Annotated in this window: 23 protein-coding genes; 13 read left to right on the forward strand and 10 right to left on the reverse strand. The window is 71.1% G+C overall.

All coding sequences use genetic code 11. The features are described 5' to 3' along the window. The first annotated feature begins 118 nt into the window (after positions 1 to 118). Both ACQEV2_RS17775 and ACQEV2_RS17780 read left to right on the forward strand, forming a co-directional pair. Positions 119 to 1,753, forward strand: coding sequence for a penicillin-binding transpeptidase domain-containing protein (locus ACQEV2_RS17775; protein WP_433041876.1), 1,635 nt, complete (start codon positions 119 to 121; stop codon positions 1,751 to 1,753). A 105-nt stretch (positions 1,754 to 1,858) separates the two neighbouring features. After that, on the forward strand, positions 1,859 to 3,541 hold the full coding sequence (locus ACQEV2_RS17780; protein ID WP_433041879.1) for a penicillin-binding transpeptidase domain-containing protein: 1,683 nt from the start codon (positions 1,859 to 1,861) through the stop codon (positions 3,539 to 3,541). A 3-nt stretch (positions 3,542 to 3,544) separates the two neighbouring features. Here ACQEV2_RS17780 and ACQEV2_RS17785 read toward each other — a convergent pair whose 3' ends face one another. Continuing rightward, entirely contained in the window at positions 3,545 to 3,907 is a 363-nt protein-coding gene (locus tag ACQEV2_RS17785) for an SsgA family sporulation/cell division regulator (protein WP_433041882.1), read from the reverse strand. Between the two features lie 169 nt (positions 3,908 to 4,076). Here ACQEV2_RS17785 and ACQEV2_RS17790 point away from each other — a divergent pair, with 169 nt between their 5' ends. From ACQEV2_RS17790 to ACQEV2_RS17815, 6 genes are all read left to right on the forward strand, one after another. Then, the gene (locus ACQEV2_RS17790) at positions 4,077 to 5,147 is read left to right on the forward strand and encodes an energy-coupling factor ABC transporter permease (protein ID WP_433041885.1); all 1,071 of its coding nucleotides are present in this window, start codon (positions 4,077 to 4,079) and stop codon (positions 5,145 to 5,147) included. A gap of 1 nt (position 5,148) precedes the next feature. After that, positions 5,149 to 5,910 (forward strand): cobalt ECF transporter T component CbiQ, encoded by a 762-nt coding sequence (cbiQ, locus tag ACQEV2_RS17795; protein ID WP_433041888.1) that lies wholly within the window; start codon positions 5,149 to 5,151, stop codon positions 5,908 to 5,910. Next, on the forward strand, positions 5,898 to 6,671 hold the full coding sequence (locus tag ACQEV2_RS17800; protein ID WP_433041891.1) for an energy-coupling factor ABC transporter ATP-binding protein: 774 nt from the start codon (positions 5,898 to 5,900) through the stop codon (positions 6,669 to 6,671). The genes cbiQ and ACQEV2_RS17800 overlap by 13 nt, the downstream gene beginning before the upstream one ends. Further along, entirely contained in the window at positions 6,668 to 7,138 is a 471-nt protein-coding gene (locus ACQEV2_RS17805) for a MarR family winged helix-turn-helix transcriptional regulator (RefSeq protein ID WP_433041894.1), read from the forward strand. The genes ACQEV2_RS17800 and ACQEV2_RS17805 overlap by 4 nt, the downstream gene beginning before the upstream one ends. 131 nt (positions 7,139 to 7,269) lie before the next feature. Next, on the forward strand, positions 7,270 to 7,719 hold the full coding sequence (locus tag ACQEV2_RS17810) for an organic hydroperoxide resistance protein (RefSeq protein WP_433041897.1): 450 nt from the start codon (positions 7,270 to 7,272) through the stop codon (positions 7,717 to 7,719). Between the two features lie 110 nt (positions 7,720 to 7,829). Next, entirely contained in the window at positions 7,830 to 8,987 is a 1,158-nt protein-coding gene (locus ACQEV2_RS17815) for a serine hydrolase domain-containing protein (RefSeq protein ID WP_433041900.1), read from the forward strand. Between the two features lie 39 nt (positions 8,988 to 9,026). On the opposite strand, the gene ACQEV2_RS17820 is transcribed toward ACQEV2_RS17815, so the two are convergent. Beyond that, a complete protein-coding gene (locus tag ACQEV2_RS17820) occupies positions 9,027 to 9,302 on the reverse strand; it encodes a DUF1876 domain-containing protein (protein WP_433041903.1) in 276 nt (91 codons plus the stop codon). A 511-nt stretch (positions 9,303 to 9,813) separates the two neighbouring features. Between ACQEV2_RS17820 and ACQEV2_RS17825 the strand changes: the two genes are divergently transcribed. From ACQEV2_RS17825 to ACQEV2_RS17840, 4 genes are all read left to right on the forward strand, one after another. After that, positions 9,814 to 10,050 (forward strand): HIT domain-containing protein, encoded by a 237-nt coding sequence (locus ACQEV2_RS17825; RefSeq protein WP_433041906.1) that lies wholly within the window; start codon positions 9,814 to 9,816, stop codon positions 10,048 to 10,050. A gap of 280 nt (positions 10,051 to 10,330) precedes the next feature. Further along, positions 10,331 to 11,851, forward strand: coding sequence for a metallophosphoesterase (locus tag ACQEV2_RS17830; RefSeq protein WP_433041909.1), 1,521 nt, complete (start codon positions 10,331 to 10,333; stop codon positions 11,849 to 11,851). Between the two features lie 19 nt (positions 11,852 to 11,870). Further along, positions 11,871 to 12,599, forward strand: a complete 729-nt coding sequence (locus ACQEV2_RS17835; protein ID WP_433041912.1) for a class I SAM-dependent DNA methyltransferase — start codon at positions 11,871 to 11,873, stop codon at positions 12,597 to 12,599. 86 nt (positions 12,600 to 12,685) lie between these two features. Next, the gene (locus ACQEV2_RS17840; protein WP_433041915.1) at positions 12,686 to 12,964 is read left to right on the forward strand and encodes a hypothetical protein; all 279 of its coding nucleotides are present in this window, start codon (positions 12,686 to 12,688) and stop codon (positions 12,962 to 12,964) included. A 43-nt stretch (positions 12,965 to 13,007) separates the two neighbouring features. Here ACQEV2_RS17840 and ACQEV2_RS17845 read toward each other — a convergent pair whose 3' ends face one another. From ACQEV2_RS17845 to ACQEV2_RS17860, 4 genes are all read right to left on the reverse strand, one after another. Continuing rightward, positions 13,008 to 13,853, reverse strand: a complete 846-nt coding sequence (locus tag ACQEV2_RS17845) for an EamA family transporter (protein ID WP_433041918.1) — start codon at positions 13,851 to 13,853, stop codon at positions 13,008 to 13,010. Further along, complete coding sequence (locus ACQEV2_RS17850) at positions 13,850 to 14,368, reverse strand: YbaK/EbsC family protein (RefSeq protein ID WP_433041921.1); 519 nt, start codon at positions 14,366 to 14,368, stop codon at positions 13,850 to 13,852. The genes ACQEV2_RS17845 and ACQEV2_RS17850 overlap by 4 nt, the downstream gene beginning before the upstream one ends. Positions 14,369 to 14,515: 147 nt before the next feature. Continuing rightward, entirely contained in the window at positions 14,516 to 16,750 is a 2,235-nt protein-coding gene (locus tag ACQEV2_RS17855; protein ID WP_433041924.1) for an MMPL family transporter, read from the reverse strand. A 147-nt stretch (positions 16,751 to 16,897) separates the two neighbouring features. Further along, on the reverse strand, positions 16,898 to 17,500 hold the full coding sequence (locus ACQEV2_RS17860) for a TetR/AcrR family transcriptional regulator (protein WP_433041927.1): 603 nt from the start codon (positions 17,498 to 17,500) through the stop codon (positions 16,898 to 16,900). Between the two features lie 189 nt (positions 17,501 to 17,689). On the opposite strand from ACQEV2_RS17860, the gene ACQEV2_RS17865 reads away from it, so the two are divergent. Continuing rightward, positions 17,690 to 20,923 (forward strand): S41 family peptidase, encoded by a 3,234-nt coding sequence (locus tag ACQEV2_RS17865; RefSeq protein ID WP_433041930.1) that lies wholly within the window; start codon positions 17,690 to 17,692, stop codon positions 20,921 to 20,923. A 186-nt stretch (positions 20,924 to 21,109) separates the two neighbouring features. On the opposite strand, the gene ACQEV2_RS17870 is transcribed toward ACQEV2_RS17865, so the two are convergent. The 4 genes from ACQEV2_RS17870 to ACQEV2_RS17885 all read right to left on the reverse strand — a co-directional run bounded on the left by ACQEV2_RS17870 (position 21,110) and on the right by ACQEV2_RS17885 (position 24,789). Beyond that, on the reverse strand, positions 21,110 to 21,280 hold the full coding sequence (locus ACQEV2_RS17870) for a hypothetical protein (RefSeq protein WP_433041933.1): 171 nt from the start codon (positions 21,278 to 21,280) through the stop codon (positions 21,110 to 21,112). Between the two features lie 88 nt (positions 21,281 to 21,368). Further along, positions 21,369 to 22,262 (reverse strand): SDR family oxidoreductase, encoded by an 894-nt coding sequence (locus ACQEV2_RS17875; protein ID WP_433041936.1) that lies wholly within the window; start codon positions 22,260 to 22,262, stop codon positions 21,369 to 21,371. Then, positions 22,259 to 23,230 carry an alpha/beta fold hydrolase gene (locus tag ACQEV2_RS17880; RefSeq protein WP_433041939.1) on the reverse strand — a complete coding sequence of 324 codons (972 nt, stop codon included), beginning with the start codon at positions 23,228 to 23,230 and terminating at the stop codon, positions 22,259 to 22,261. The genes ACQEV2_RS17875 and ACQEV2_RS17880 overlap by 4 nt, the downstream gene beginning before the upstream one ends. Next, on the reverse strand, positions 23,227 to 24,789 hold the full coding sequence (locus ACQEV2_RS17885) for a flavin-containing monooxygenase (protein ID WP_433041942.1): 1,563 nt from the start codon (positions 24,787 to 24,789) through the stop codon (positions 23,227 to 23,229). The genes ACQEV2_RS17880 and ACQEV2_RS17885 overlap by 4 nt, the downstream gene beginning before the upstream one ends. Positions 24,790 to 24,889: the final 100 nt, after the last annotated feature.

Raw genomic sequence — 24,889 nt, forward strand, 5'->3', positions numbered from 1 at the left:
GCTGCAGCGCTCAGTCGCATCTGAGCGGCACCGCTGAAATGGCCAACAACAGAAAACCCCGCCACAGGTTTCCCTCACGCCACTTACAGTGCGGGGGACCGAAACGGGGAGGGGACTCATGTCCAAGGGGGTCAAGGCCGCTGTCATCGGCGGGGTGTTCGCCGTGATGGTGGGCGGTGCCGGGTACGGCGCGTACAACGTCGTATCCGCGTTGAACGGCGGCGGGGCGACGGGGGCGGCATCACCGAAGAGCGGGCCGCCGAGCAGTGCCGAGGTCGAGGAGACCACGACGAAGTTCTTCGCGGCCTGGGAGAAGGGACAGGCGGCGCAGGCGGCGGCGTTCACGAACAACGACGCGGCCGCCGAGTCGGTCCTGACGTCCTACGGCGAGAAGGCGTACATCACCGGCGTGAAGATCACGCCCGGCAAGGCGAAGGGCGCCACCGTCCCCTTCACGGTGAGCGCGAAGGTGTCCTACGACGGGAAGTCCAAGGCGCTCTCCTACAAGAGCGAGCTCACCGTGGTGCGCGGGCTCACCACCGGGCGGGCCCTCGTCGACTGGGAACCGACCGTGATCCACCCGCAGCTGAAGAAGGGCGACACCCTCGTCACCGGCGAGGCCGCGAGCCCGCCCATCGAGGCCGTGGACCGCGAGGGCACCGTGCTGACGAAGGAGAAGTACCCCTCCCTCGGCCCGATCCTGGACACGCTGCGGGAGCGGTACGGCGACAAGGCCGGCGGCTCACCCGGTATCGAGCTGGCGATACGGCACGCCGACGAGTCCGCGGACACCACGCTGCTGACCCTCGCCAAGGGCAGACCGGGCAAGCTGGAGACGACGCTCAGCGCGAGCGTGCAGGCGGCCGCCGAGACGGCCGTGAAGAAGTACGCCGAGTCCTCGGTGGTGGCCCTCAAGCCGAGCACCGGCGAGGTCCTGGCGGTGGCGAACCATCGCGGCGACGCCTTCAACGCGGCCTTCGAGGGGCGCGTCGCACCCGGCTCCACGATGAAGATCATCACCGCGGCGATGCTCATCGACAACGGCGTGACCTCGATGAACGGCCCGGCCCCCTGCCCGCCCAGCGCCATGTGGCAGAGCCAGACCTTCAAGAACCTCAAGGGCCTGGAGCCCAACGAGACCGCGAGCGCGACGCTCGCCGACGGCTTCCTGCGCTCCTGCAACACGGCCTTCATCAAGCTCGTCGACGAGGATCCGCTCACCGACGCCTCGCTGACCAGGGAGGCCGAGGAACGGTTCGGGCTCGGCCGCGGCGACTGGAAGACCGGCATCACCTCGTTCGACGGCAGTGTCCCCGCCTCCGCCGGCCCGGACCGCGCGGCCAACGCCATCGGCCAGGGCGGCGTCCAGATGAACCCGCTCAACATGGCCTCGGTGACGGCCACCGCGATCACCGGCGAGTTCCGGCAGCCGTATCTGGTCTCGCCCGAGCTCGACGACCGACAACTGGCCACCGCCGAGGGCCTGCGGGCGGGCACCGCCGCCCAGCTGAAGCAGATGATGCGGCTGACCGCGACCGCGCCCCAGGGCACCGCCGTGCGAGCCATGTCCGGGCTCAGCGGTGACATCGGTGCCAAGACCGGGTCCGCCGAGGTCGACGGGAACGCCACCTCCGACAGCTGGTTCACCGGTTTCCGCAATGATGTGGCGGCCGCCGCGATGTCCCAGCAGGGCGGCCACGGCAGCGACGCGGCGGGGCCGATTGTCGCAGACGTGCTACGAGCGTCCGGCTGAAGTTAACCCGCACAGGACGGGACTCTAGGGTGGTCGTCGTCGTTGGTAAGCGTGAGGCCGGCGGGGCGGCGGGGGCCCCTGAATACGCGAGGGAAACGGAAAGCAGTGGGTAACAGAAGGCGCGTCGCCGAGCGACGGAAGACCAGACCCGCCGTGCTCGGCGGGATGATCGCCGTCGTCGTCGGCGGCGCCGGGTTCGGTGTCTACGCCCTGTACAGCGGCGGAGCGGTGGCCGACAGCCGTACGGACACGGCGGCCTCCTCCGCCGACCAGAAGGCGAAGAAGGTCAAGACCGGCCCGCTGTCGGCCAAGGAGGTCACGACCGCGGCCGAGACGTTCCTCACCGCCTGGCAGCAGGGCAAGGTGACCCAGGCGGCCGCCGCCACGGACGACAGCGCGGCCGCGCAGGCCCTGCTGACCGGCTACACCAAGGACGCCCACATCAAGGACGTCACCCTCACCGCCGGCCCCCGCACCGGCGACAAGGTCCCCTTCTCCGTGAAGGGCACGGTGGCGTACCAGGGCACCAGCAAGCCGCTCACGTACGACAGTTCGCTGACCGTCGTCCGGCGCGCCGAGGACGGCAAGCCGCTGGTCGACTGGCACTCCGCGGTCGTCCACCCCGATCTGAAGGACGGCGACACCCTCGTCACCGGCGCGTCCGGCACCCCGCCGGTCAAGGCGCTCGACCGGGACGGCGGCGAGCTGACCGAGAAGGAGTACCCGTCGCTGGGCTCGGTCCTGGACGGGCTGCGCGAGAAGTACGGCGACAAGGCCGGCGGCAAGGCGGGCGTCGAGCTCCAGGTGATCCGGGGCACGGAGTCCAAGAAGGCCGAGCTGTCCGACAAGACGCTGGTGGAGCTGAGCAAGGGCACGCCGGGCACGGTGAAGACGACGCTGAGCCCGGCGCTGCAGGCCGCCGCGGAGAAGCAGGTGGCCGCGAAGTCGAAGGCGTCGGTGGTCGTGCTGCGCCCGTCGACCGGCGAGATCCTGGCGGTCGCGAACTCCTCGCACGGCTTCAACACGGCGTTCCAGGGCTCCCTCGCCCCCGGCTCCACGATGAAGGTCATCACCTCCTCGCTGCTGATCGAGAAGGGCCTCGCGTCGGCGGACAAGCAGCACCCCTGCCCGAAGTACTTCACGTACGGCGGCTGGAAGTTCCAGAACGACGACAAGTTCGAGATCAAGGGCGGCACGTTCAAGGCGAGCTTCGCCCGCTCCTGCAACACGGCCTTCATCAGCCAGGCCGGCAAGCTGGACAACGACAGCCTGACCAAGCAGGCGCAGCAGGTCTTCGGCCTCTCCCTCAACAACTGGTCCGTCGGCGTCCCGACCTTCGACGGCGCCGTCCCGGTCCAGTCCCAGGCCCAGATGGCGGCCTCGCTCATCGGCCAGGGCGGGGTGCGGATGAACCCGCTGAACATGGCGTCGGTCTCGGCGACGGTCAAGACGGGCACCTTCAAGCAGCCCTACCTGGTCGCTCCGACGGTCGACAACCGCACCCTCGCCACCGCCTCCCGCACCCTGTCGGCGTCCACCCTCGCCCAACTGCGCGAGCTGATGTCGTACACGGCGGCCTACGGCACCGCGGCCGAGGCGATGTCCGGGGTCACCGGCGACGTCGGCGCGAAGACCGGCTCGGCGGAGGTCGACGGCCAGAAGAAGCCGAACGGCTGGTTCACCGCCTATCGCAACGACCTGGCCGCGGCGGGCGTGGTCCAGTCGGGCGGCCACGGCGGAGAGACGGCGGGCCCGATCGTGGCGGCACTGCTGAAGACAGGCGGCTGAGCCTCAGCGGCCCACGGGGGTGGCGGCGGCCAGATACGTCCGCCGCAGGAACCTCATCAGCGCCTTCGACTCGAACTGCACCACGGAGACGCCCTCGGCCGAGTGGAACTCCACGACGGCCTGCACCCGGCCGCAGGGCCACACCCGTATCTCGCCGCTCTCGGCCGGCGCCCGCAGCCCCTGTTCCAGCAGCGACCGCGAGAACGTCCACTCATGGGCCTCACGCCCGGGCAACCGCACCCGCACCGAGCGCGGGTCGGTATCGGGGTCGTAGCGCAGGACCACCGGGACGGCGTCCTGCTCCTCCGCCAGGATGTCTGCGTCCGTGACGATATGGGCTCGCGCGTACTGCTCGACTACAGACATCGGACGGCCCCTTACGCTGCGTGACCTATGCGAAAGCTATGCCTCCGCTCCCCTTCCAATGTCCCATATCTTCCTGAATATGCCTGCGGGGGCAGGGATATATCACCTGCGCGATACACGAGCCCCTCGCTCTTGCAAGTGATTCGCATTAAGCCACTATCATCGAACGGTGCACGTACCTGACGGATTCATAGACGCCCCTACCTCGGTCGCGACCGGAGTGGCCGCCGCTGCCGCCGTCGCCGTGAGCCTGCGCGGCGCGCGCCGTGAGCTCGACGAGCGGACCGCGCCGCTGGCCGGTCTGGTGGCCGCGTTCATCTTCGCGGTGCAGATGCTGAACTTCCCCGTCGCGGCGGGCACCAGCGGCCATCTGCTGGGCGGCGCGCTCGCGGCGATCCTCGTCGGCCCCTACACGGGCGTGTTGTGCATCTCGGTCGTCCTGCTCATGCAGGGCATCCTCTTCGCGGACGGCGGGCTGACCGCGCTCGGCGTGAACATCACCAACATGGCCGTGGTCACGACGGTCGTCGCCTACGCCGTCTTCCGCGGCCTGGTGAAGGTGCTGCCCAGGAGCCGCCGCTCGATCACCGCCGCCTCCTTCGTCGCCGCCCTGCTGTCCGTGCCGGCGGCCGCGCTCGCCTTCACGCTCATGTACGCGGTCGGCGGCACCACCGACGTCTCCCTCGGCAAGGTCGCCGCCGCCATGGTCGGCGTGCATATCCTGATCGGCATCGGGGAAGCCGCGATCACCGCGCTGACCGTCGGCGCCGTCGTCGCCGTACGCCCCGACCTCGTGTACGGCGCCCGGGACCTGCAGCAGCGCCTCAAGCTGCGCGTGCACGGCGAACTGGTCGACGCCCCCGCCGCCGAGCCGGTCCCGGTCGCCGCCCGCTCCCCGCGCAAGGTGTGGGCCGTCGGCCTCGTCACCTCCCTGGTCCTCGCCGGGTTCGTCAGCTTCTACGCCTCCGCCAGCCCGGACGGTCTGGAGAAGGTCGCCGCCGACCACGGCATCGACAAGAAGACCGAGGACCACGCGACCGCCGACTCCCCGCTCGCCGACTACGGCGTCAAGGACATCACCGACGCCCGCCTCTCCGGCGGCCTGGCGGGCGTGATCGGCGTCGGTGTCACGGTGGTCGCGGGCAGCGCGGTGTTCCGGGCGGTGCGCAGGCGCCGTACGGACGACGTCTCCCCGTCGGGCACGGGGAGCGCGACCACGTCCGCGGGTTCGAGCGTCTGACATGGGCGCAGGGCACGCGCACCGGCTCTACCGGCACGGGCACTCGCCCGTGCACGTCCTGCCGCCGCACACCAAGCTGGCAGCGACGTTCGCGTTCGTGCTGGTGGTGGTGTCGACGCCGCGGGAGGCGATGTGGGCGTTCGGCCTGTACGCCGTCCTGCTCGCGCTCGTCGCGTACGTCGCGCGCGTGCCCGCCGGCTTCCTGCTCAAGCGGCTGCTGATCGAAGTGCCGTTCGTCGCGTTCGCCGTGCTGATGCCGTTCGTGGCGGAGGGCGAACGGGTCGAGGTGCTGGGCCTGTCGCTGAGCGCCGGCGGGCTGTGGGGCGCCTGGAACGTCCTCGCCAAGGGGACCTTGGGAGTCGCCGCGTCCGTCCTCCTCGCCTCCACCACCGAGCTGCGCGAACTCCTCCTCGGCCTGCAGCGGTTGAAGCTCCCGCCCCTCCTCGTGCAGATCGCGTCCTTCATGATCCGGTACGGCGATGTCATCACGGACGAGATGCGGCGGATGCGCATCGCCCGTGAGTCGCGCGGCTTCGAGGCGAAGGGCGTGCGGCACTGGGGCGTCCTCGCGAAGTCGGCGGGCGCGCTGTTCATCCGCTCCTACGAGCGCGGTGAGCGCGTGCATCTGGCCATGGTCAGCCGCGGGTACGCCGGTTCGATGCCGGTGATCGACGAGGTGACCGCGTCCCGGGCGCAGTGGTCGTACGCCCTCGCGCTCCCCTTCGCCGCCCTCCTCGTCTGCGTGTTGGGATGGACCCTGTGAGCGACCTTGTGAGCACGGCTTCCCTGGAGGTCTCCGGCCTCGCCTTCGCCTACCCCGACGGCCACCAGGCCCTGTTCGGCGTGGACTTCCGCGTCGCGCGCGGCGAGCGGGTCGCGCTGCTCGGGCCGAACGGCGCCGGGAAGACGACCCTCGTCCTCCACCTCAACGGCATCCTGAGCGGCGGGGTGGGCACCGTGCGGGTGGCCGGGCTGCCCGTGGACAAGAAGAACATGGCCGAGATCCGGCGCAAGGTCGGCATCGTCTTCCAGGACCCGGACGACCAGCTCTTCATGCCGACCGTGCGCGAGGACGTGGCGTTCGGACCGGCGGCGGCCGGGATCAAAGGGCCCGAGCTGGAGGAGCGCGTCGACCATGCCCTGGAGCAGGTCGGCATGCGGGACTTCAAGGACCGGCCTCCGCACCACCTGTCCTTCGGCCAGCGGCGCCGGGTCGCGGTGGCGACGGTGCTCGCGATGGAACCGGAGATCCTCGTCCTGGACGAGCCCTCCTCCAACCTCGACCCCGCCTCCCGCCGCGAACTGGCCGACATCCTGCGCGCGTTGGACGTCACCGTCCTGATGGTCACGCACGACCTCCCCTACGCCCTGGAGCTGTGCCCGCGCTCCCTGATCCTGAGCGACGGCGTGATCGCGGCGGACGGAAAGACGGGCGAACTCCTCGCGGACGACGAGCTGATGCGCGCCCACCGCCTGGAGCTGCCCTTCGGCTTCGATCCGCGCTCCGTGACAATGGGCGCGTGACCAACGAGAAGCCCGCCGACGAGGGCGCCTCACCGCTGCTCGACGAGCAGCTGTGCTTCGCGCTGTACGCCGCCCAGCGCGCCGTGACGGCCGCGTACCGCCCGCTTCTCGACGACCTCGGCCTCACCTATCCGCAGTACCTCGTCCTGCTGGTCCTCTGGGAGCGCGGCGAGACGACGGTGAAGGAGCTGGCCGCCGCCCTGCGGCTCGACTACGGCACCGTCTCCCCGCTGCTGAAGCGGCTGGAGGCGGCGGGACTGGTGCGCCGTGAGCGGTCGGCGCGGGACGAGCGGTCCGTGCTCGTGGCCGTCACCGGGCGCGGGGAAGAGCTGCGGGAGCGGGCGAAGTGCGTGCCCGGCGCGCTGCTCACCGCGACGGGGCTGGACGAGACGGGGGTCGCGCGGTTGCGCGAGGAACTGTGGGAACTCGCGACAAGAGCGCACGCGGCCGCGGACCACCCGCGCTGATCTCGCGTTACCCCCGGTTGCCACCCCCTGGTAACGGAAGTCACCCTACCGGCCAGTACCTTGTGCACGATGTAGTTGTGCGCCCACGCGGGGGAGCCGCACAGTGAAACAGCTTCTGGGGGAGGCCAGCCATGACCGAAGAGGGCACCGCCGTAGACACCCGTCCGACGAAGATCATGTACGTCGCCGAGGCCACCGCGCACGGCGGCCGGGACGGTTATGTCACCAGTCAGGACGGCCAGATAGACCTCAAGGTCGCGATGCCCCCGGAACTGGGCGGCGACGGCAACGGCACCAACCCCGAGCAGCTCTTCGCCGCCGGTTACAGCTCCTGCTTCCACAACGCGCTGATCCTGGTCGGCAACCGCGAGGGCTACGACCTCACCGGCTCCACGGTCGCCGCCAAGGTCGGCATCGGCCCCAACAGGCACCGCGGCTACGGCCTCGCGGTCGCCCTCAGCGTCTCCCTGCCGGTGCTGGACGCGGACCTGGCGGCCAAGCTGGTGGACGCGGCGCACGAGATCTGCCCGTACTCCAACGCGACCCGCGGCAACATCGACGTCACGATCCTGCTGGGCTAGCGAGACGTCGGCCACACAACGGAATCCAAGGCCGCGCACCCGTGTTGGGATGGCTGTCGAAGGCGAGCGAGCCGGTCGCCGCAACGAGACAGTCGCAGGGGAGCGCGGGCGTGGACGTGAACGGCACAGTGGCCGAGGGCTTCGAGCCGGTCAGGGAGGCGTTCGTACGGAACTTCGCCACGCTCGGGGAGCGCGGCGCGGCCGTCGCCGTGTACCGGGACGGGCGCAAGGTCGTCGACCTGTGGGCGGGTACGAAGGATGTCGATGGCGCGGAGCCGTGGCAGCGCGGCACCGCGCAGGTCGTGCGCTCGGCGACCAAGGGCGTCGCCGCCGCCGTACCCCTCCTCCTGCACCAGCGCGGGGAGCTGGACCTGGACGCGCCGGTGGGCGAGTACTGGCCGGAGTTCAAGGCGCACGGCAAGGAGCGGCTGCTGGTGCGGCAGGTGCTGAACCACAGCGCCGGGCTGCCGGTCCTGGACCGCCCGCTCACGCCAGAGGAGGCGCTGGACCCGCACCGCGGCCCCGAGGCGGTGGCCGCGCAGGCGCCCGTGTGGGAACCGGGCACCGACCACGGCTATCACGCGCTGACCTATGGCTGGCTGCTGGACGAACTCGTGCGCCGGGTGACGGGGCGGTGGGCCGGTGAGTGGCTCGCTGCGGAGATCGCCGGTCCGCTGGGCCTGGATCTGTGGCTGGGGCTGCCGGAGTCGGAGGCGGGCCGGGTGGGCCGGGTCGGCCGGGTGGAGGGGCCCGAGCCCGTCGGCGGACTGCGCTCACGCCCGAAGCGCTCGGTCACCGCGGCCTACGACGACCCGGACTCCCTCACCCGCCGCGCGTTCGCCGCGATCACCCCGTTCCCCGACCAGAACGACCCCGCCTACCGCGCCGCCGCCCTCCCCGCGACGAACGGCATCGCGACGGCGGACGCCCTGGCCCGCTTCTACGCTGCGCTGATCGGCGAGGTCGACGGCGTACGGCTCTTCGACCCGGCGACGGTCGAGCTCGCCCGGGCTCAGGAGTCGGCGGGGCCGGACCGTGTCCTGGTGGTCAACACCCGCTTCGGCCTCGGCTACATGCTGCACGGCGCCGCGTCCCCGCTGCTGGGCCCGGGCTCCTTCGGCCACCCGGGGCGCGGCGGCGCCCTCGGCTTCGCCGACCCGGAGACGGGCATCGCGTTCGGCTATGTGACGAACGGCTTCCGCAAGACGGTGACGGCGGATCCGAGGGCGCAGGGGTTGATACGGGCGGTGCGGTCGGTACTGGCGTAGTCGCGGTGCCGGCCGGCGCGGCGGGCGGCCGGCGGGCGGTCAGATGTGAATCGGGTGTGATGTGCGCCCGGACGCCTGGTCGATCTCCCCGTGCGCCTTGGTGAGCATCTGCATCGCCAGTTCGTTCAGTGCGCGGGCGCCGGCGATCTCCTCACCGACGCGTGGCTGATTCGCGTCGGTGTGGTGCCGTGTGGCGTGCCCGTGGGCCCGCACCTCGGTGCCGTCGGGGAGCCGTACGAGCGCCACCGCCCTGGTGTGCGTCTCGTCCTCCTGGAACTCCAGCTCGACGTGCCATCCCACTGTGGTTCGCATCATGACGATCACCTCCGGAACTTCTGCTTCCAGGGTGCGCCTCGGAGGGGTCCGCCGACTAGTCGGGCTCGGCGAACTCCTCGGGACGCGGGGCCTGCCGTCCCCGACCGCGTCGAAGTCCGCCCCGGACGCCAGGAGCCCGGGAGCGCCCGGCCTCGTCCGCCCAGCCCCGGTGCACCGCGACGAGCGGCACCTCGCGGTCCCCGCCACCCGCTCCGCAGCGTGTCCGGGTACCGCTGGAGAACCTGGCCTTCACCGAAATAATGTTCGACTCGGTCGTACGGTTCCCGCACGACGTCTTCGTGATCGCCGCTGTGGTAGTTGATGAAGATGCCGCCCACGCCGCACACCCCGGAGCGACACGGAGGGTCCATGGACGCCCATGAACAGGCTTGCCCTTTCTGCGAGATCGCCTCCGGCACCGGCAAGGCACGCATGGTCTACGAGGATGCGCACACCCTCGCCTTCTTCCCGCTGGCGCCGGCCACCCGGGGGCACACGCTGGTCGTGCCCAATGAACGTCATCAACTCCGCGGGCGCGGCGGCCACCCAGACGGTGTTCCACACCCATGTGCATCTCGTGCCGCGCCGAGGACGACGCCGCCGGCGACCAGCCCTTCACGAGAAACGAGTTGGTGCCGAGCCGCGTGATCGTCGCCTGGATGAACTCCAGCTGCTTGATCCGGTCCGCGTCCAGCGGCGCCCTGCCGCCGGCTCCCGCGTCCGCCCCCTCGCTCAGCGCCGTCACTGACCTGCCCCCTCGGTGCACTCTCGCCGGAACGATCGTGTCGCGGGAGGGGAAGACGCCGTGGTGGCGGAGCGGAAGACGCCCTGGTGCCGGCGCGGAATACACATGGCGTCGACGCAAAGACCGCAACTCGGGATCAGTGAGACTCGGCACACTCGCTGCGGTGACCGCCTTCGCCCTGCTTCCATGGAGATGTCGCGTTCCGCGGAGATGTCGCGCGCCGGACCTGGCCCCGCCGCCACCGCCACCTCTCCCGTTCACCGCCCCGGGCCATATCGAGGACATGCGCTGCTGCTTCTCCGCCCACCTCCCCGCTCTCGCGGCCCTGTCGGCCTTCCCCGGCCCCTGCGAGGTGCTGCGCTCCGGTGCCCGCCTCGCCCCCGCCCTGCTGCGCACCGCCTCCGCCGCCGTGCAGCGGGCGCGCTCCCCTCACCCCGACGACCTGACCGCCGTCAACCTGGAACTGGTCACGCTCACCGAGGACCGCGCCGTCGTCACCTGGTACACCGGCATCCCCGGCACCAACGACGGGCTGGGCCACCCCCTCCCCGCGATCACCGAGGGCGAGGTCGTCTACGGCACCCACCCCTCCCGGCTCAACCGCACCGCCTCCGAGGGCCGGCCGACCGCCCACCACCAGGTCGAGCTCACGGACCTGGAGCCGGGGCAGACGTACTACTACCAGGCCCGCTCCCGCGGCGTGGCCGCCACGCCCACCCCGCTGCACCTGGTGCGCGGCAACGCGGTGGGCACGTCGACGTTCGGGCTCGGCACACGCGGAGGGCCGTACTCCTTCACCACCCCGCAGCCGCCGCCCGGCCGGCACCTGCTCTCGATCGCGCTCTGCAACGACCTGCACCTCGGCGAGACCACCGCGGGCCTGGTCGGCGGCCTGCCCCTGCCGCGCGGCGTGTCCCAGCAGCCGGGGCGTGCCCCGTATCCGGAGCTCATGAGCCGGGCCCTGGTCGAGGAGGCCCGGCGGCGCGGGGCGGACGTGCTGCTGGCCGGGGGCGACATCTCGGCCGGCGGGGCGGCCCACGACCTCGGTGAGGCCCGGCGGATCCTGGACGGCTTCGGCACGCACGGGCGGGACTACTTCGTCGTACGCGGCAACCACGACCGCGCCGGGACCGGCCCGGACGGGGACAACGCCTTCCACGATGCCTTCCACACCGCCTTCCCGGGCGGCGACGGCCCCGGGTACTTCGCCCGCGACCTCGGCGGGCTGCGGATCATCGGCCTCGACACCTACGTCAAGACCGGCAACGGCGCCGACGCGGGCGGGCTCGGGCCCGAGCAACTGGCCTGGTTCCAGGCGCGTCTGAGGGAGGCCCCGGACCAGCCGACGCTGGTGTTCGGCCATCATCCGCTGACCGTGCGGGACTCGGTGTTCCCGGTGACCCGCGGCCAGTGCCTGGAGCGCCGCCAGGCTCGCGCGCTGCTCGACGCCTATGCGCAGGCCCCCGGCGTCTTCCTCCATCACGCGGGCCACACGCACCGCAACAAGCGCACAGTGCTGCCGCGGGCCCCGCACGTCACCCAGCAGGAGGTCGCCGCCGCCAAGGAGTATCCCGGCGGCTTCACCCTCCTGCGCATCCACTCCGGCGGCTACGCCCTCAACCACTACAAGGCCGACGCCCCGGCGGCCCGCCAGTGGAACGAGCGCAGCCGCCGGGTGGCCGCGGGCCTGTGGCCGCACCACGCGCTGGGCCGCTCGGTCGCCGACCGCAACAGCGTGACGGCGCACGACCTGTCCGGCATCGCACAGCGGGCGCAACAGATCGCGATGAGCGCGCGACGGTGAGTGACCGTAGCATCGAGGCATGGCGACCCTCTGGGAGCTCATGCGGGACTGCATCCCCGACGACCACGCCCGTCAGGTCACCTCGCGCTACTACCTCGACGAGGTGATGGGCGCCCCGGGCGCACCCGGGCTGGTCGTCGATCTGGGGTGCGGCCGCGGCACGTCCGCCGAGCTCTTCCGCAAGCACGACCCGCGGGTGCGGTGGGTCGGCGTGGACATCCGCGACTCACCGGAGGCCGCGCAGCGCCCGCCCGGCGGTGACCCGGTGGTGCACTACGACGGTGTCCACCTCCCCCTCGGCTCGGACTCGCTCCCGCTGATCTACTCGCACCAGGTCTTCGAACACGTCGCCCGCCCGCGCGAACTGCTGGCGGAGGTGGCCCGAGTGCTGGCGCCCGGTGGCCTGTTCATCGGGTCGACGTCCCAGTTGGAGCCGTACCACTCCTTCAGCCTGTGGAACTACACCCCGTACGGCTTCCGCGTACTGGTCGAGGAGGCCGGGCTCGCGCTGGAGGAGATCCGGCCCTCGCTCGACGGAGTCGCCCTGATCATGCGGAGCTACCTCGGCCGGCCGGCCGAGTACAGCCGTTACTGGGACGAGCAGTCCCCGCTGAACACCGAGATCGACCGGTGGGGAAAAGAGGAGCGCCGCAGAACGGCCTTGGTGAACCTGCGGAAGCTCACGTACTGCGGCCAGTTCGCCTTCCGGGTCGGCAAAGATCGCAAAACTCGGCGCGCCGCAGGATGATTTGGGGCATTTCTTACATAATCCCCCTTAATCGCAAGGGATCATCCCTTCACGCATTGCATCCACCTCACTCCACCGGAGATGACATGCACAAGCTTCGCAAGGCCGCTGTCCTGGTCGCCGCCCTCAGCAGCGTCGCGCTCGTGGGCGCGGGCACGGCCCACGCCGACGGCCGGGGCAACGACGTCAAGGTCGGGCAGAGCACCAGCTGCAAGTCCCACGACCTGAACATCGACGTCCTCGGCATCGTCGGGGTGCTCAACGGCGTCCTGGGCAACGGGCTCAACGGCGAGGGCAACTCGGGCGGCCAGGCCAACCACCTCGGTTCGACGATGGGCTGCAACAACGCCGCCTTCGACCGCTGATCGCCTGACCGGTGAGGAAGCCCCGGCCGACGGCCGGGGCTTCCTAGTTCGCGTGCAGCATCATCCCGATCCCCACGACCAGGAGCACCGCGGCAGCGATGCGGGGCGCCCCGAAACGCTCCTTGAAGAAGACGGCCCCGATCGCGGCGCCCACGATGATCGAGGACTCCCGCAGGGCCGCGATCGGCGCCAACTCGGCCTTCGTCTGCGCCCACAGGACGAGCCCGTACGCGGCGACGGACAGCGCCGCACCCAGCAGCCCCAGACCGGCGAACGGCCGCAGCACGGCGACCGTCTTCCCGCGCCAGCGCCAGACGGCGTATGCCGGGATCGCGAGGCCCTCGACCAGCATCAGCCAGGCGACATAGCCGAGGGACGACCCCGAGGCCCGTACGCCCAGCCCGTCGAGGACGGTGTACGCCGCGATGCTCAGCCCGGTCGCCAACGCGGCGCCGATCGCCGCCCAGTTGGGCCGGTGGCCGCGCAGCCCCCACAGGGCGACGCCGGTGAGCCCCGCGCAGGACAGGGCGATCCCGGCGGCCGCCCACCCGTCCGGCACCTCGTGCGCCACGAAGGCGGCGAGTACGGCGACGACGAGTGGCGCGGTGCCGCGCGCGATGGGGTAGGCCTGCCCGAAGTCGCCCAGCCGGAACGACTTCATCAGCAGCGCGAAGTAGACGACATGGACGAGGGCCGACGCGGCGAGATACGGCCACGCCCCCGCCGCCGGGAACGCGGCGAACGGCGCGAGCACCGCGCCGATCAGCACTCCGCCGCCCGCGATGAGCGTGAAGGCGACCAGCTTGTCGGTGATCTTGTGGGCGATGGCGTTCCAACTGGCGTGCGTGACGGCCGCCAGCAGGACGGCGGCGGTGACCAGCGGGGTCACGAAGTCAGCTCGCGCACGTCCACGAGGGCGGCACCGGCGTGCGCGACAAGTGCCTTGGGTTCCATGGGGAAGACGGTGTACGGCGTGCCGGCGGCGGCCCACACCACGTCGTGGTCCAGCAGCGACCGATCGGCGAGCACGCGGGTCTTCGTACGGTGCCCGAAGGGCGGTACGCCCCCGATGGCGTACCCCGTCGTCTCCCGTACGACGTCCGCCTTGGCCCGCGTGACCTTCTCCGCCCCGAGCTCCTGCCGCACCCGCTCCACATCCACCCGGGACGCCCCGTCCATGAGCACCAGCACCGGCACCCCGTCGGCGGCGAAGATGAGCGACTTGCAGATCTGACTCAGCTCACACCCGATCGCGGCGGCCGCCTCGGCGGCAGTACGGGTCGCGTCCGGGAAGCGGCGGATCCGCGAGTGCAGTTCACCCAGCCCCAGCTCCTCGAGGGCGGCGGCGAAACGGGGGTGGGCTCCGGAGCCCTCGTCCTTGGCGTCAGTGGCGGCTGTCGTCATGCAGGGCACGCTAACGGTGGGTGTACGTCCCACGCGACCGAGATCCAGTCCGCGCTCCCTTTCTGCTCTCGGGTGTCGAAGAAAGCCGGTGAGGGCGCCCCGTCCCCACGGAACCCTCACCGGCAGGCCTTCTTCCATGGTGACCGGTCAGACGCGTACCAGCGCGCGGTCCTCGTCGGGGTCCGTGTTCTTCCCGGACTCGGCCGCCGTGCGCAGGCCCTCGCCCTCCACGTCCACGTTCGGCAGGGCACGGTCGAGCCACTTCGGGAGCCACCAGGCCTTCTTGCCCAGCAGGGCCAGGACCGCCGGGACGATGGCCATCCGCACGACGAAGGCGTCGAAGAAGACGGCGATCGCCAGGCCGAAGCCGATCATCTTGACCATGGACTCGGACGAGCCGATGAAGCCCGCGAAGACCGCCATCATGATCACCGCCGCGGCCGTGACGACCCGCGCGCCGTGCTTGAAGCCGGTCACCACCGCCTGGCCCGGCTTCTCGCCGTGGACGTACGCCTCGCGCATCCGCGTCACGAGGAACACCTCGTAGTCCATCGCCAGGCCGAAGACCACGCCGACCATGAAGATCGGCATCATGGACATCACCGGGCCGGTCTCCTCCACGCCCATGAGCCCCGCGAGCCAGCCCCACTGGAAGACGGCGACCACCGCGCCCAGGGCCGCCATCACGCTCAGCAGGAAGCCGAGCGCCGCCTTCAGCGGGACGAGGATCGAGCGGAAGACCACGATCAGGAGGAGGAAGGCGAGACCGACCACCAGGGCGAGGTACGGCAGCAGCGCGTCGTTCAGCTTCTGCGAGACGTCGATGTTCATCGCCGTCGCGCCGGTGACCAGCACGTTCGCGTCCGTGTCGGCCTTCACCTCCGTGCCCTTGTCACGGATGGCGTGCACGAGGTCCTCCGTCGTCACCGACGACGGCTTGGCGTCCGGGATCACCGTGATCGTCGCCGTGTCACCCGCCTTGTTGGGCGTCGCCGGCGTCACGGTCACGACGTTCTTCAGGCCCTTGATGTCATCGCCGACCTGGGTGAACACGTCGTTCGGGTCGTCGCTGCCCTTCGCGTCGACCACGACCATCAGCGGGCCGTTGAAGCCCGGCCCGAAGCCGTCGGAGAGCAGGTCGTAGGCACGGCGCTGGGTCGTGGACGTCGGCTGCGAGCCGTCGTCGCCCAGGCCCAGTTCCAGGGAGGCCGCGGGGACGGCGGCCGCACCCAGGCCCACGACGCCCAGCATCAGCACCGCGATCGGGCGGCGTACGACGAATCTCGCCCAGCGCGTGCCCAGGTTCGGCCTGGCCTTGCCGGAGGCCGCCTTCTTCTCGGCCCGGTTGCCGCCCATCCACCGGCTCTTCTTCCCGGCGGGCCGGACCTTGCGGCCTGCGTACCCGAGCAGCGCCGGGATCATCGTCAGGGCGATCAGCACCGCGATCACGACCGTGCCGGCCGCCGCGATCCCCATCTTCGTCAGCATCGGGATGTTGACGACCGACAGGCCGACCAGCGCGATCACGACCGTCAGGCCCGCGAAGACCACCGCCGAGCCCGCGGTGCCGACGGCCCGGCCGGCCGCCTCCTCGCGCCCTCGGCCCTCGGCCAGCTCGGCGCGGTAGCGGGAGACGATGAACAGGGCGTAGTCGATGCCGACCGCGAGGCCGATCATCATGGCCAGCGTCGAGGTCGTGGAGCCCAGCTCCAGCGCGTTCGCCAGGGCGGTGATCGTCGAGATGCCGATGCCGACGCCGATCAGGGCGGTCAGCAGCGGGAGCCCGGCCGCGATCAGGGAGCCGAAGGTGATGACGAGGACGACCGCGGCGACCGCGATGCCGATGATCTCGGTGCTGCCGGTCTCGGGCGTCGTCTGGAGGGCGTCACCGCCGACCTCCACGGTCAGCCCGGCGTCCCGCGCGTCCTGCGCGGCATCCTCCAGGGCCTCGCGGGAGGCGTCCTTCAGCTCCATGCCGGAGACGTCGTACTTCACCGACGCGTACGCGATCGTGCCGTCCTTGCTGACGCCCTTCGCGGTGTACGGGTCGGCGACGGAGGCCACCTCGGAGCCGTCGGACAGCTCGTCGACGGCCTTCTCGACGGTCGCCTTGTGGGCGGCGTCCGTCATCTTCTCGCCCTCCGGCGCCTTGAAGACGACCCGGGCGGTGGCCCCGTCGGCGCTCATGCCGGGGAAGCGCTGCTCCAGGAGGTCGAAGGCCTTCTGCGCCTCGGTGCCGGGGATCGAGAAGGACGTGGACCCCGCGGAGGGCGCGCTGGCCGCGCCCACACCGGCGAGGGTGAGCAGCGCGACCCATATCAGGGCGACGAAATGGCGTCGCCTGAAGGCGAGCCTGCCGAGTTTGTACAGGAATGTGGCCACGAGGGCGTCTCCCGGTCAGTCGTGGGGTTGGGGCGCCCGGCCGGGATTCCGACACAGGCCCCAGGGCAGGGGTGATCAGCCCGACGACGTGAGCGGATACGTCAGGTGGAGGGCTTGCTCGAGAGGACCGTCAGCTGAGGGGACTCGTCAGTTGACGGGCGCGCCGAGGGCGGGGAGGACCACGGCGTCGATGTACGAGGTGAGGAAAGCCCGCGTCGGCGGCCTTTCGTCGAGGATCGTGCAGGTGACGAACGCGCCGAGCATCATGTGCACCACGAAGTCCAGCGCCGGGCAGTCCGGCCGGACCTCGCCCCGGTCGACGGCGCGCTGCAGCACACGGCGGAATTCCGCGATCTCCGGTTCGACGATCTGGCTCCGGAACTCCCGGTGGAGGTCCGGGTTCGCGTGCATCGCCATGGCCAGCCCGCGCATCAACGCGCTGTTCTGCTCCATCTCGGCGTCGTCCGCATGCGCCATCAGCGCATGGAAGTCGCCGCGGAGCGACCCGGTGTCGACCGCGCCGATGTCCTTGCCGGGCTTGGTGTGCCGGATGGCCTTCACCACCAGCTCGGCCTTGCCGCCCCACTGGCGGTAGAGCGTCGCCTTGCTGGACCGGGTGCGCGCGGCCACGGCGTCCATGGTGAGGGCGTCGTAGCCGACCTCTCGGAGCAGGTCGAGCACGGCCCCGTACAACTCGGCCTCGCGCTCGGGAGTGATACGACTGCGACGCGGCGTCGCGACCTCAGCCATGATCCTCTCCACCTTCCCGCTCCGAACGACACGGTTTCGTACACGACGAATGTACCCCACCAGCTATCGAAACGAAACGGTTTCGTTCGTGTTCTGGGTCACGCGCCGTCGCGCGTCGCCATGCACCCCGATGGCCGACCTGTTTTTGCACGACTTGCCCCCGTCCGCCCCCGGGCAAAGCATGGGGAGGTGAGCTACCTGCGCCTACCGCATCTGAGCGGCGAACTCCTGTGCTTCGTGGCCGAGGACGACCTGTGGCTGGCCCCGCTGGACCGGCCGGGCCGCGCCTGGCGGCTCACCGTGGACCGCACCAAGATCGGCCACCCCCGCTTCTCCCCCGACGGCCGCCACATCGCGTACACGAGCTGGCGCAGCCTGACCCCCGAGATCCACCTGGTCCCGGTGGACGGCGGCCCGGGCAGACAGCTCACCAACTGGGGGTCACCGGACACCCAGGTGTGCGGCTGGACACCGGACGGCATCATCCTCGCCGTCGCCTCCCACGGCGAGCCCTTCTCCCACTTCACCTGGGCCTACAAGGTCAGCCTCGGCGGCGACCCCGGCCGCAAGCTGCCCTGGGGACCGTGCTCCGACATCCAGGTCGCCGACCTCGACGGCGAGCGCAAGACGCTCCTGCTGACCGGCACCCCACCGCATGAACCGGCCGCCTGGAAGCGCTACCGGGGCGGCGCCACCGGCCGCCTCTGGCTGCACGGCGAGCGCCTGCTCGCGGACATCGGCGGCCACCTCCACTCGCCCATGTTCGTCAGCGGGCGCATCGCCTTCCTCTCCGACCACGAGGGCGTCGGCAACCTCTACTCGTGCGCCTACGACGGCTCCGACCTGCGCCGCCACACCGACCACGACGCCTTCTACGCCCGGCACGCCTCCAGTGACGGCACCCGGGTGGTGTACCAGTGCGCGGGCGACCTGTGGATCGTGGACGACCTCGCCGCGGACAGCAAGCCGCGCAAGCTGGAAGTGCGGCTGAGCGGGCCTCGCGCGGGCCGTCGTACCTACCAGGTGCCGGCCGCCCAGCACGTCGACGGCGTCTCCGTCGACGAGACGGGCCGCGCGAGCGCCGTGGTCGTCCGCGGGAGCCTGTACTGGCTCACCCACCGGGACGGCCCGGCCCGCACGATCACCGACACCCCCGGCGTACGGGTCCGGCTCCCGGAGATGCTCGGCTCGGTCGGCCAGGTCGCCTATGTGACGGACGCGGAGGGCGAGGACGCGATCGAGATCGCCTACCTGCCGAGGGCGACCGGCGACCGGGAACCCCGCCGGCTGGCCTCGGGCGAACTGGGCCGTGTCCTGGAGATGGTCGCCGACCCGGAGGGCGAGCGCCTCGCGATCGCCTCGCACGACGGACGGCTGCTCCTCATCGACGCAACCGAGGACTCCAACGGCGAGGTCACGGAGCTGATCCGGTCGATCAACGGCCCGGTGCGGGACCTGGCCTTCTCACCGGACGGGACCTGGCTGACCTGGTCGCATCCGGGGATCGGCCGCTCCCTCCGGCAGATCAAGCTGGCCCGCATAAAGGACCGTCTGATCGTCGACGTCACCAACGGCCGCTTCGAGGACGAGAACCCGGTGTTCACTCGGGACGGCCGCTACCTGGCCTTCCTCTCCTGGCGCGGCTTCGACCCGGTCTACGACGTCCACACCGGCGACCTCTCCTTCCCCCTGGGCTGCCGCCCCTACCTGGTCCCCCTGTCCTCCGCGACCCCCTCCCCCTTCGCCCTGAACCCGGAGGGCCGCCCGGCCGCCGGTGGCCTGGACCCGGTGGAGGACGAGGAGGGCGGCGAGGGCGGTGCGACGACCGTCGAGATCGAGGGACTGGAGAACCGGGTCACCCCCTTCCCGGTCGCCGCCTCCAAGTACTCCGCGCTGCACCCGGTCGCGGGCGGCGGACTGGTCTGGCTGCGCTGGCCGATCTCGGGCGCGCTGGGCGAGACGTTCGCCAACCCGGACGACACCACCGGGCGGCCGACCCTCGAACACTTCAACATCAGCAAGGCCAAGAAGTCCGAACTCGTCGACCATCTCGACTGGTTCGCGGTCAGCGGCGACGGCACCCGCATCGTCCTGGTCGACGAGGGCGACCTGCGGGCGGTGCCCGCCACCGAGTCCGGCGACAGCGACACCACGGTGTGGATCGACGCGCGCCGCATCCTGCACCAGGTGGATCCGACGGCGGAGTGGCGGCAGGCGTACGACGAGGCGGGCCGGCTGATCAGGGCGTACTTCTGGGAGCCGGGCATGTGCGGCATCGACTGGGACGCGGTCCTGGCCCAGTACCGCCCCCTGGTCGACCGCGTGGCCTCCCCCGACGAGTTCGCCGACCTGCTGCGCGAGGTGCTGGGCGAACTCGGCACCTCCCACGCCTACGTCGCCGCCGCCCGCCGCAACGAGGGCCCGCCGCACTACCAGCGCTGGCAGGGCCTGCTGGGCGCCAACTTCGTCCGCAGGGACGAGGGCTGGATGGTCAAGCGCATCCTCCCCGGCGAGTCCTCCGACTCCAAGGCCCGCTCCCCGCTGGCGGGCACCGGCATCCGCGAAGGCGCGGTGCTCACCCACGTCGACGGCCGCCCCGTGGACCCGGTCGCGGGCCCCTATCCCCTCCTCGCCGGCTCCGGCGGTACGACGGTGGAGCTGACGTTCACTCCGGCGGAGGGCGAGGCGGGCAGGTCACGCCGGGTCGCGGTGGTCCCGCTGATCGACGAACGCCCCCTGCGCTACCAGGACTGGGTGGCCAAACGCCGGGCGGTCGTACGGGAGTTGAGCGGCGGCCGCTGCGGCTACCTGCACATCCCGGACATGGGCGGCTCGGGCTGGGCCCAGTTCAACCGGGACCTGCGCATGGAGATGTCACGCCCCGCACTGATCGTCGACGTACGCGGCAACGCGGGCGGCCACATCAGCGAGCTGGTCGTGGAGAAACTGACCCGCACGATCCTCGGCTGGGACCTGACGAGAAACGCCCAGCCGGTGTCGTACGCCTCCAACGCGCCCCGCGGCCCGGTGGTCGCCCTGGCCGACGAGGCGACGTCCTCGGACGGCGACATGATCACGGCGGCCTTCAAGCTCCTGAAACTGGGCCCGGTCGTCGGCCAGCGCACCTGGGGCGGAGTCGTCGGCATGACCGGCCGCCACCGCCTCGGCGACGGCACGGTGATCACGGTCCCGATGAACGCGGCGTGGTTCGACGCGTACGGCTGGAGCATCGAGAACAAGGGCGTGACCCCGGACATGGAGGTCCTGCGCACGCCGCTGGACTGGGCGGAGGGCCGCCACGCCCAGCTGACGGACGCGGTGGAACTGGCCCTGAAGATGCTGGACGACAACCCCCCGGCAACGCCTCCGGACTACTCGCACGTACCGGACCGCTCAAGACCAAGGCTTCCCCCGCGTTCTTGAGGGGCAGCAGGACAGCGCCGCCAAGGGGCACGGGGAACTGCGCGACAAGCCCCCACCGGCCCGCACCGAACAACGAACCCCCAACAACAGCGCAAACGCGGGGCACCCCACCAAACAGGGGGCACCCCGCGTTCATCGGCTCAAGCCGAGCGCAGCGGCACGGCTCAAGCCAAGCGCAGCGGCAGGCTACCGGTCGTAGTCCTCGTCGAAACGCTCCTCGTCCTCACGGAGCGACGACCGCTCAGGGTCCTCGTCACGGTCCCGCTGACGGCCACGCTCGCGCGCCTGCTGCGCCTTCTGCCGCGCCTGCTCCTGCAGCCGCTCGGACTTCTCCTGGAACTGGTCCTTCATGCCCATGTGGGTTCACTCCCGTAGTGGGTCGGGGATTGGCCCCTCGGTGGGGCCTCGACCAGATTCACACGGGCGATAACCCTGCGCATGTCGATCAGTTACGCGGCGTAGCGTGCCCGCTCCGCTCCTGCTCATCGGCGGCGCCACCCGCCCCGACCAGCCCCGTCCGCATCCCCTCCAGCCGATCCGCGAACCGCCGCATCTCCCGCTGCCCGACGGTCCCGATGATCCCCGGCAGATACCCGCGCACACCCTGCATCCCGCGCAGCCACCACTGCCCGTACACATGGCTGGAGCGCCGCTCGATCCCGGCCACGATCCGGTCGACCGCCGGCCCCAGCGGATACGTCTTGTTGGACGGCCAGGGCAGCCGCTTCCTCAACTCCCGCATGACGTCGTCCTGATCGGCCCCGCGCACCATGTCGGTGTCGGTCCAGGACAGGTAACCGACCCCCACCCGGACGCCCTTGTAGCCGACCTCCGCCCGCAGACTGTGCGCGTACGCCTCCACCCCCGACTTGGACGCGCAGTACGCGGTCATCATGGGCGCCGGAGTGATGGCGGCCAGCGAGGCGATCTGCAGCAGGTACCCCCGGCTCTCCATCAGCGCCGGCAGGAACGCGCGTGCCGTCACGGCCGACCCGATGAGGTTGACCTCGATGACCCGCCGCCACGCCTCCGGGTCGGAGTCCACGAACGGCCCCCCGGTGGCGACACCCGCGTTGGCCACGACGATGTCGACCTTCCCGAAGCGCTCCTTCACCTCCCGCGCCACCTGGGCCATCGCCTCGTGGTCCGTCACATCGGCGTGCCAGTGGTCGCTGTCGCCGTGCAGTCGCTCGGAGACCTGCTTGAGCTCGTCCGGTTCCAGCCCGACGAGCGCCACGCTCGCACCACGCGCGGAGAGCTTGCGGGCGAGCAGCTCACCGACGCCCCGCGCCGCCCCGGTGACGACGGCGACCTGTCCTTCGAGGCTCACCCGGCTCATGCGCCCTCCTTGACCTGCGTGTACGTGTCGGCCTGCGGATACGTGTCGGCCTGCGGATACGCCCGCTCCTGCGCGTACGTCGTGACGAGCTCCCGTATCCACCCGGTCACCAGCTCGGGAGCCTCGACCGGCGTCATGTGCCCGAGGCCGGGCAGTTCGGTGACCCCGAGGCAGTTCGGCAGCGCGGCCGCCAGCGAGCGGGCGTGCACCGGCGGGGTCAGCCGGTCGGCCGTGCCGACGATGACCGCGGTCGGCGCCGCCAACTGCCGTACGCCGTGGTCGAGATCGAGCAGGTCGAGCACCTGCGACCAGGCGTACCGCACCTTGCGCGGGCACGCGTGCACGATCCGCGCGCACGCCTCGACCATGTGCGGGGCCGAAGCGGGGCCCATGGTCGCGTACTTGAGGATCGCCCGGGCGACGGGCGTGACCGGCCCGAGCGGCGCGCGCGACCCGAGGATGTGCTTGGTCAGCCAGGTCCGCAGCCGCCCGGGACGCAGGGGTACGACCGTGGACTCGACGACCAGCCGCGAGGCGCCCGTGCTGCACAGCAGGACGGCGGCCGTATGCTCCTGGAACCCCGGGCGCGCGGCGGCGGCCATCACCGTCATGCCGCCCATGGAGTGCCCGGCGATCACGGCCTTCTCACCGGGCGCGAGGGTCGCCTTCAGTACGGCTTCGAGGTCGTCGGCGAGCGCGTCGGCGCTGCAGGCCGGGCTCGCGGGGCTGCGTCCGTGGCCGCGCTGGTCGTAGGCGATGACCCGGTGATCGGCGGCCAGGTCCCGTATCTGCGCCGCCCAGAAGGCGGTCGAGCAGGTCCAGCCGTGCGCGAGGACGACGGCGGGCGCGTCCTCGGGGCCGTGCACCTCTATGTGCAGCCGGGCGCCGTCGGCGGAGACGGCGGTGAGCTCGCGGGTGGGGGCGGGCGGGGCGTACGGCCCGGACTTCACATGCATGAGACGGCTCACGCGGTCACCTCGGCGCTTTCCTTGTCTTCGTTGTCTTTCTTGTTCTGCTTGACCTGCTTGATCTGCTCGTCCTGCTCGTCCTGCGTGGCGGACGCTCGGACGACGGCGTACTCGGCGAGATCCACCCGCCGCGTGGCACGCCGGAACTCGGAGGTCGTACCGGGCCAGATGGTGGTGTTACGGCCGTTCGCGTCGAGGTACCAACTCGTGCAGCCGCCCGTGTTCCACACCGTCCGCTTCATGCGTTCCTGCACCCGCCGGTTCCAGGCGGCCACGGCGCTCGGCCGCGCGTCGAGGGCCACGCGACCGCCCAGGACGTTCAACTGCCGTACGAAGTCGGCCATGTAGTTCAGCTGGGACTCGATCATCAGGATCATGGACGAGTTCCCGAGCCCCGTGTTGGGCCCGATGATGGTCATCCAGTTCGGGAACCCGGCCGCGGAGGCGCCCCTCAGGGCCTCCATCCCGCCCTTCCACACCTCGGCGAGAGTCCTCCCCTCCGCGCCCACGACCCGCTCGGCGATGGGCATGTCGGTGACGCGGAACCCGGTGCCGAAGATGATCGCGTCGACCTCGGCCTCGGTGCCGTCGGCCGCGACCAGCGTGGAGCCGCGGACCTCGCTGAGACCGCCGGCCACGAGGTCCACATTGCTCTGGGCGAGCGCGGGGTAGTACTCACTGCTCAGCAGGATCCGCTTGCAGCCGATGCGGTAGTCGGGAGTCAGCTTGGCGCGCAGGGCGGGGTCCTTGATGGAACGGCCCATGTTCCGCTTCGCCAACTGCTCGACGAGTCCCAGCTCGTTGGGATGCTTGGTGAACGCCTGGACCTGCAACTCCCGGATGCCCCACAGCAGTCCGCGGCGCAGCTGGGTGGTGAAGGGCAGGGCCCGGTGCAGGGCGCGCTCGGCGCCGCTGATCGCCCGGTCGATGCGGGGCATGACCCACGGTGGCGTGCGCTGGAACAGCGTGAGCCGCTCGACCTCGGGCTGGATGGACGGCACGATCTGGATGGCGGAGGCGCCGGTGCCGACCATGGCGACGCGCTTGCCGCGCAGGTCGTAGTCGTGGTCCCAGCGGGCGGAGTGGAAGACCTTGCCGGGGAAGGAGTCCAGCCCCGGGATGTCCGGAATCTTGGGGTCGGACAGCGGCCCGGTGGCGGAGACGACGAGGTCGGCCGAGAGCTCCCCGCTCGCCGTCTCGATGTCCCAGCACAGCCGCTCCCCGTTCCAGGTCATCCGCTTCACCTCCGAGTCGAAGCGGATGTGGGGACGCAGCCGGAAGACGTCCGCGACATGCTCCAGATACGCGCGGATGTGCTCCTGCCCGGAGAAGGTGCGCGGCCAGTCGGGATTGGGCGCGAAGGAGAACGAGTACAGATGGGACGGCACATCGCACGCGCACCCCGGATAGCTGTTGTCCCGCCAGGTGCCGCCGACGCTGTCGGCCCGCTCCAGGACGACGAAGTCGGTGACGCCCTCGCGTCGCAGCCGCACGGCGGCCCCCAGCCCGCCGAACCCGGACCCGACCACCGCGACCCGCACATGTTCGCGTTCGGCCATGCCTGTGCCTCCATGCTTCACCCGGAACCTGGAACCATGCCAGTGAACACTGGCGCAATGGGGAGAGTAGAGGAGGTCCGTACCGACCGGTAGGGGGCGG

Source organism: Streptomyces sp. CA-251387 (assembly GCF_050936625.1).
Taxonomy (GTDB): Bacteria; Actinomycetota; Actinomycetes; order Streptomycetales; family Streptomycetaceae; genus Streptomyces.

Bases quoted from the DNA above. Each gene is read 5' to 3' on its own strand.
- ACQEV2_RS17825 (WP_433041906.1), top strand. From the start codon at position 9,814: ATGAACGTCATCAACTCCGCGGGCGCGGCGGCCACCCAGACGGTGTTC.
- ACQEV2_RS17875 (WP_433041936.1), bottom strand. From the start codon at position 22,262: ATGAGCCGGGTGAGCCTCGAAGGACAGGTCGCCGTCGTCACCGGGGCG.
- ACQEV2_RS17775 (WP_433041876.1), top strand. From the start codon at position 119: ATGTCCAAGGGGGTCAAGGCCGCTGTCATCGGCGGGGTGTTCGCCGTG.
- ACQEV2_RS17835 (WP_433041912.1), top strand. From the start codon at position 11,871: ATGGCGACCCTCTGGGAGCTCATGCGGGACTGCATCCCCGACGACCAC.
- ACQEV2_RS17840 (WP_433041915.1), top strand. From the start codon at position 12,686: ATGCACAAGCTTCGCAAGGCCGCTGTCCTGGTCGCCGCCCTCAGCAGC.
- ACQEV2_RS17830 (WP_433041909.1), top strand. From the start codon at position 10,331: ATGCGCTGCTGCTTCTCCGCCCACCTCCCCGCTCTCGCGGCCCTGTCG.
- ACQEV2_RS17810 (WP_433041897.1), top strand. From the start codon at position 7,270: ATGACCGAAGAGGGCACCGCCGTAGACACCCGTCCGACGAAGATCATG.
- ACQEV2_RS17870 (WP_433041933.1), bottom strand. From the start codon at position 21,280: ATGGGCATGAAGGACCAGTTCCAGGAGAAGTCCGAGCGGCTGCAGGAG.
- cbiQ (WP_433041888.1), top strand. From the start codon at position 5,149: ATGGGCGCAGGGCACGCGCACCGGCTCTACCGGCACGGGCACTCGCCC.
- ACQEV2_RS17850 (WP_433041921.1), bottom strand. From the start codon at position 14,368: ATGACGACAGCCGCCACTGACGCCAAGGACGAGGGCTCCGGAGCCCAC.
- ACQEV2_RS17800 (WP_433041891.1), top strand. From the start codon at position 5,898: ATGGACCCTGTGAGCGACCTTGTGAGCACGGCTTCCCTGGAGGTCTCC.
- ACQEV2_RS17785 (WP_433041882.1), bottom strand. From the start codon at position 3,907: ATGTCTGTAGTCGAGCAGTACGCGCGAGCCCATATCGTCACGGACGCA.
- ACQEV2_RS17860 (WP_433041927.1), bottom strand. From the start codon at position 17,500: ATGGCTGAGGTCGCGACGCCGCGTCGCAGTCGTATCACTCCCGAGCGC.
- ACQEV2_RS17820 (WP_433041903.1), bottom strand. From the start codon at position 9,302: ATGATGCGAACCACAGTGGGATGGCACGTCGAGCTGGAGTTCCAGGAG.
- ACQEV2_RS17885 (WP_433041942.1), bottom strand. From the start codon at position 24,789: ATGGCCGAACGCGAACATGTGCGGGTCGCGGTGGTCGGGTCCGGGTTC.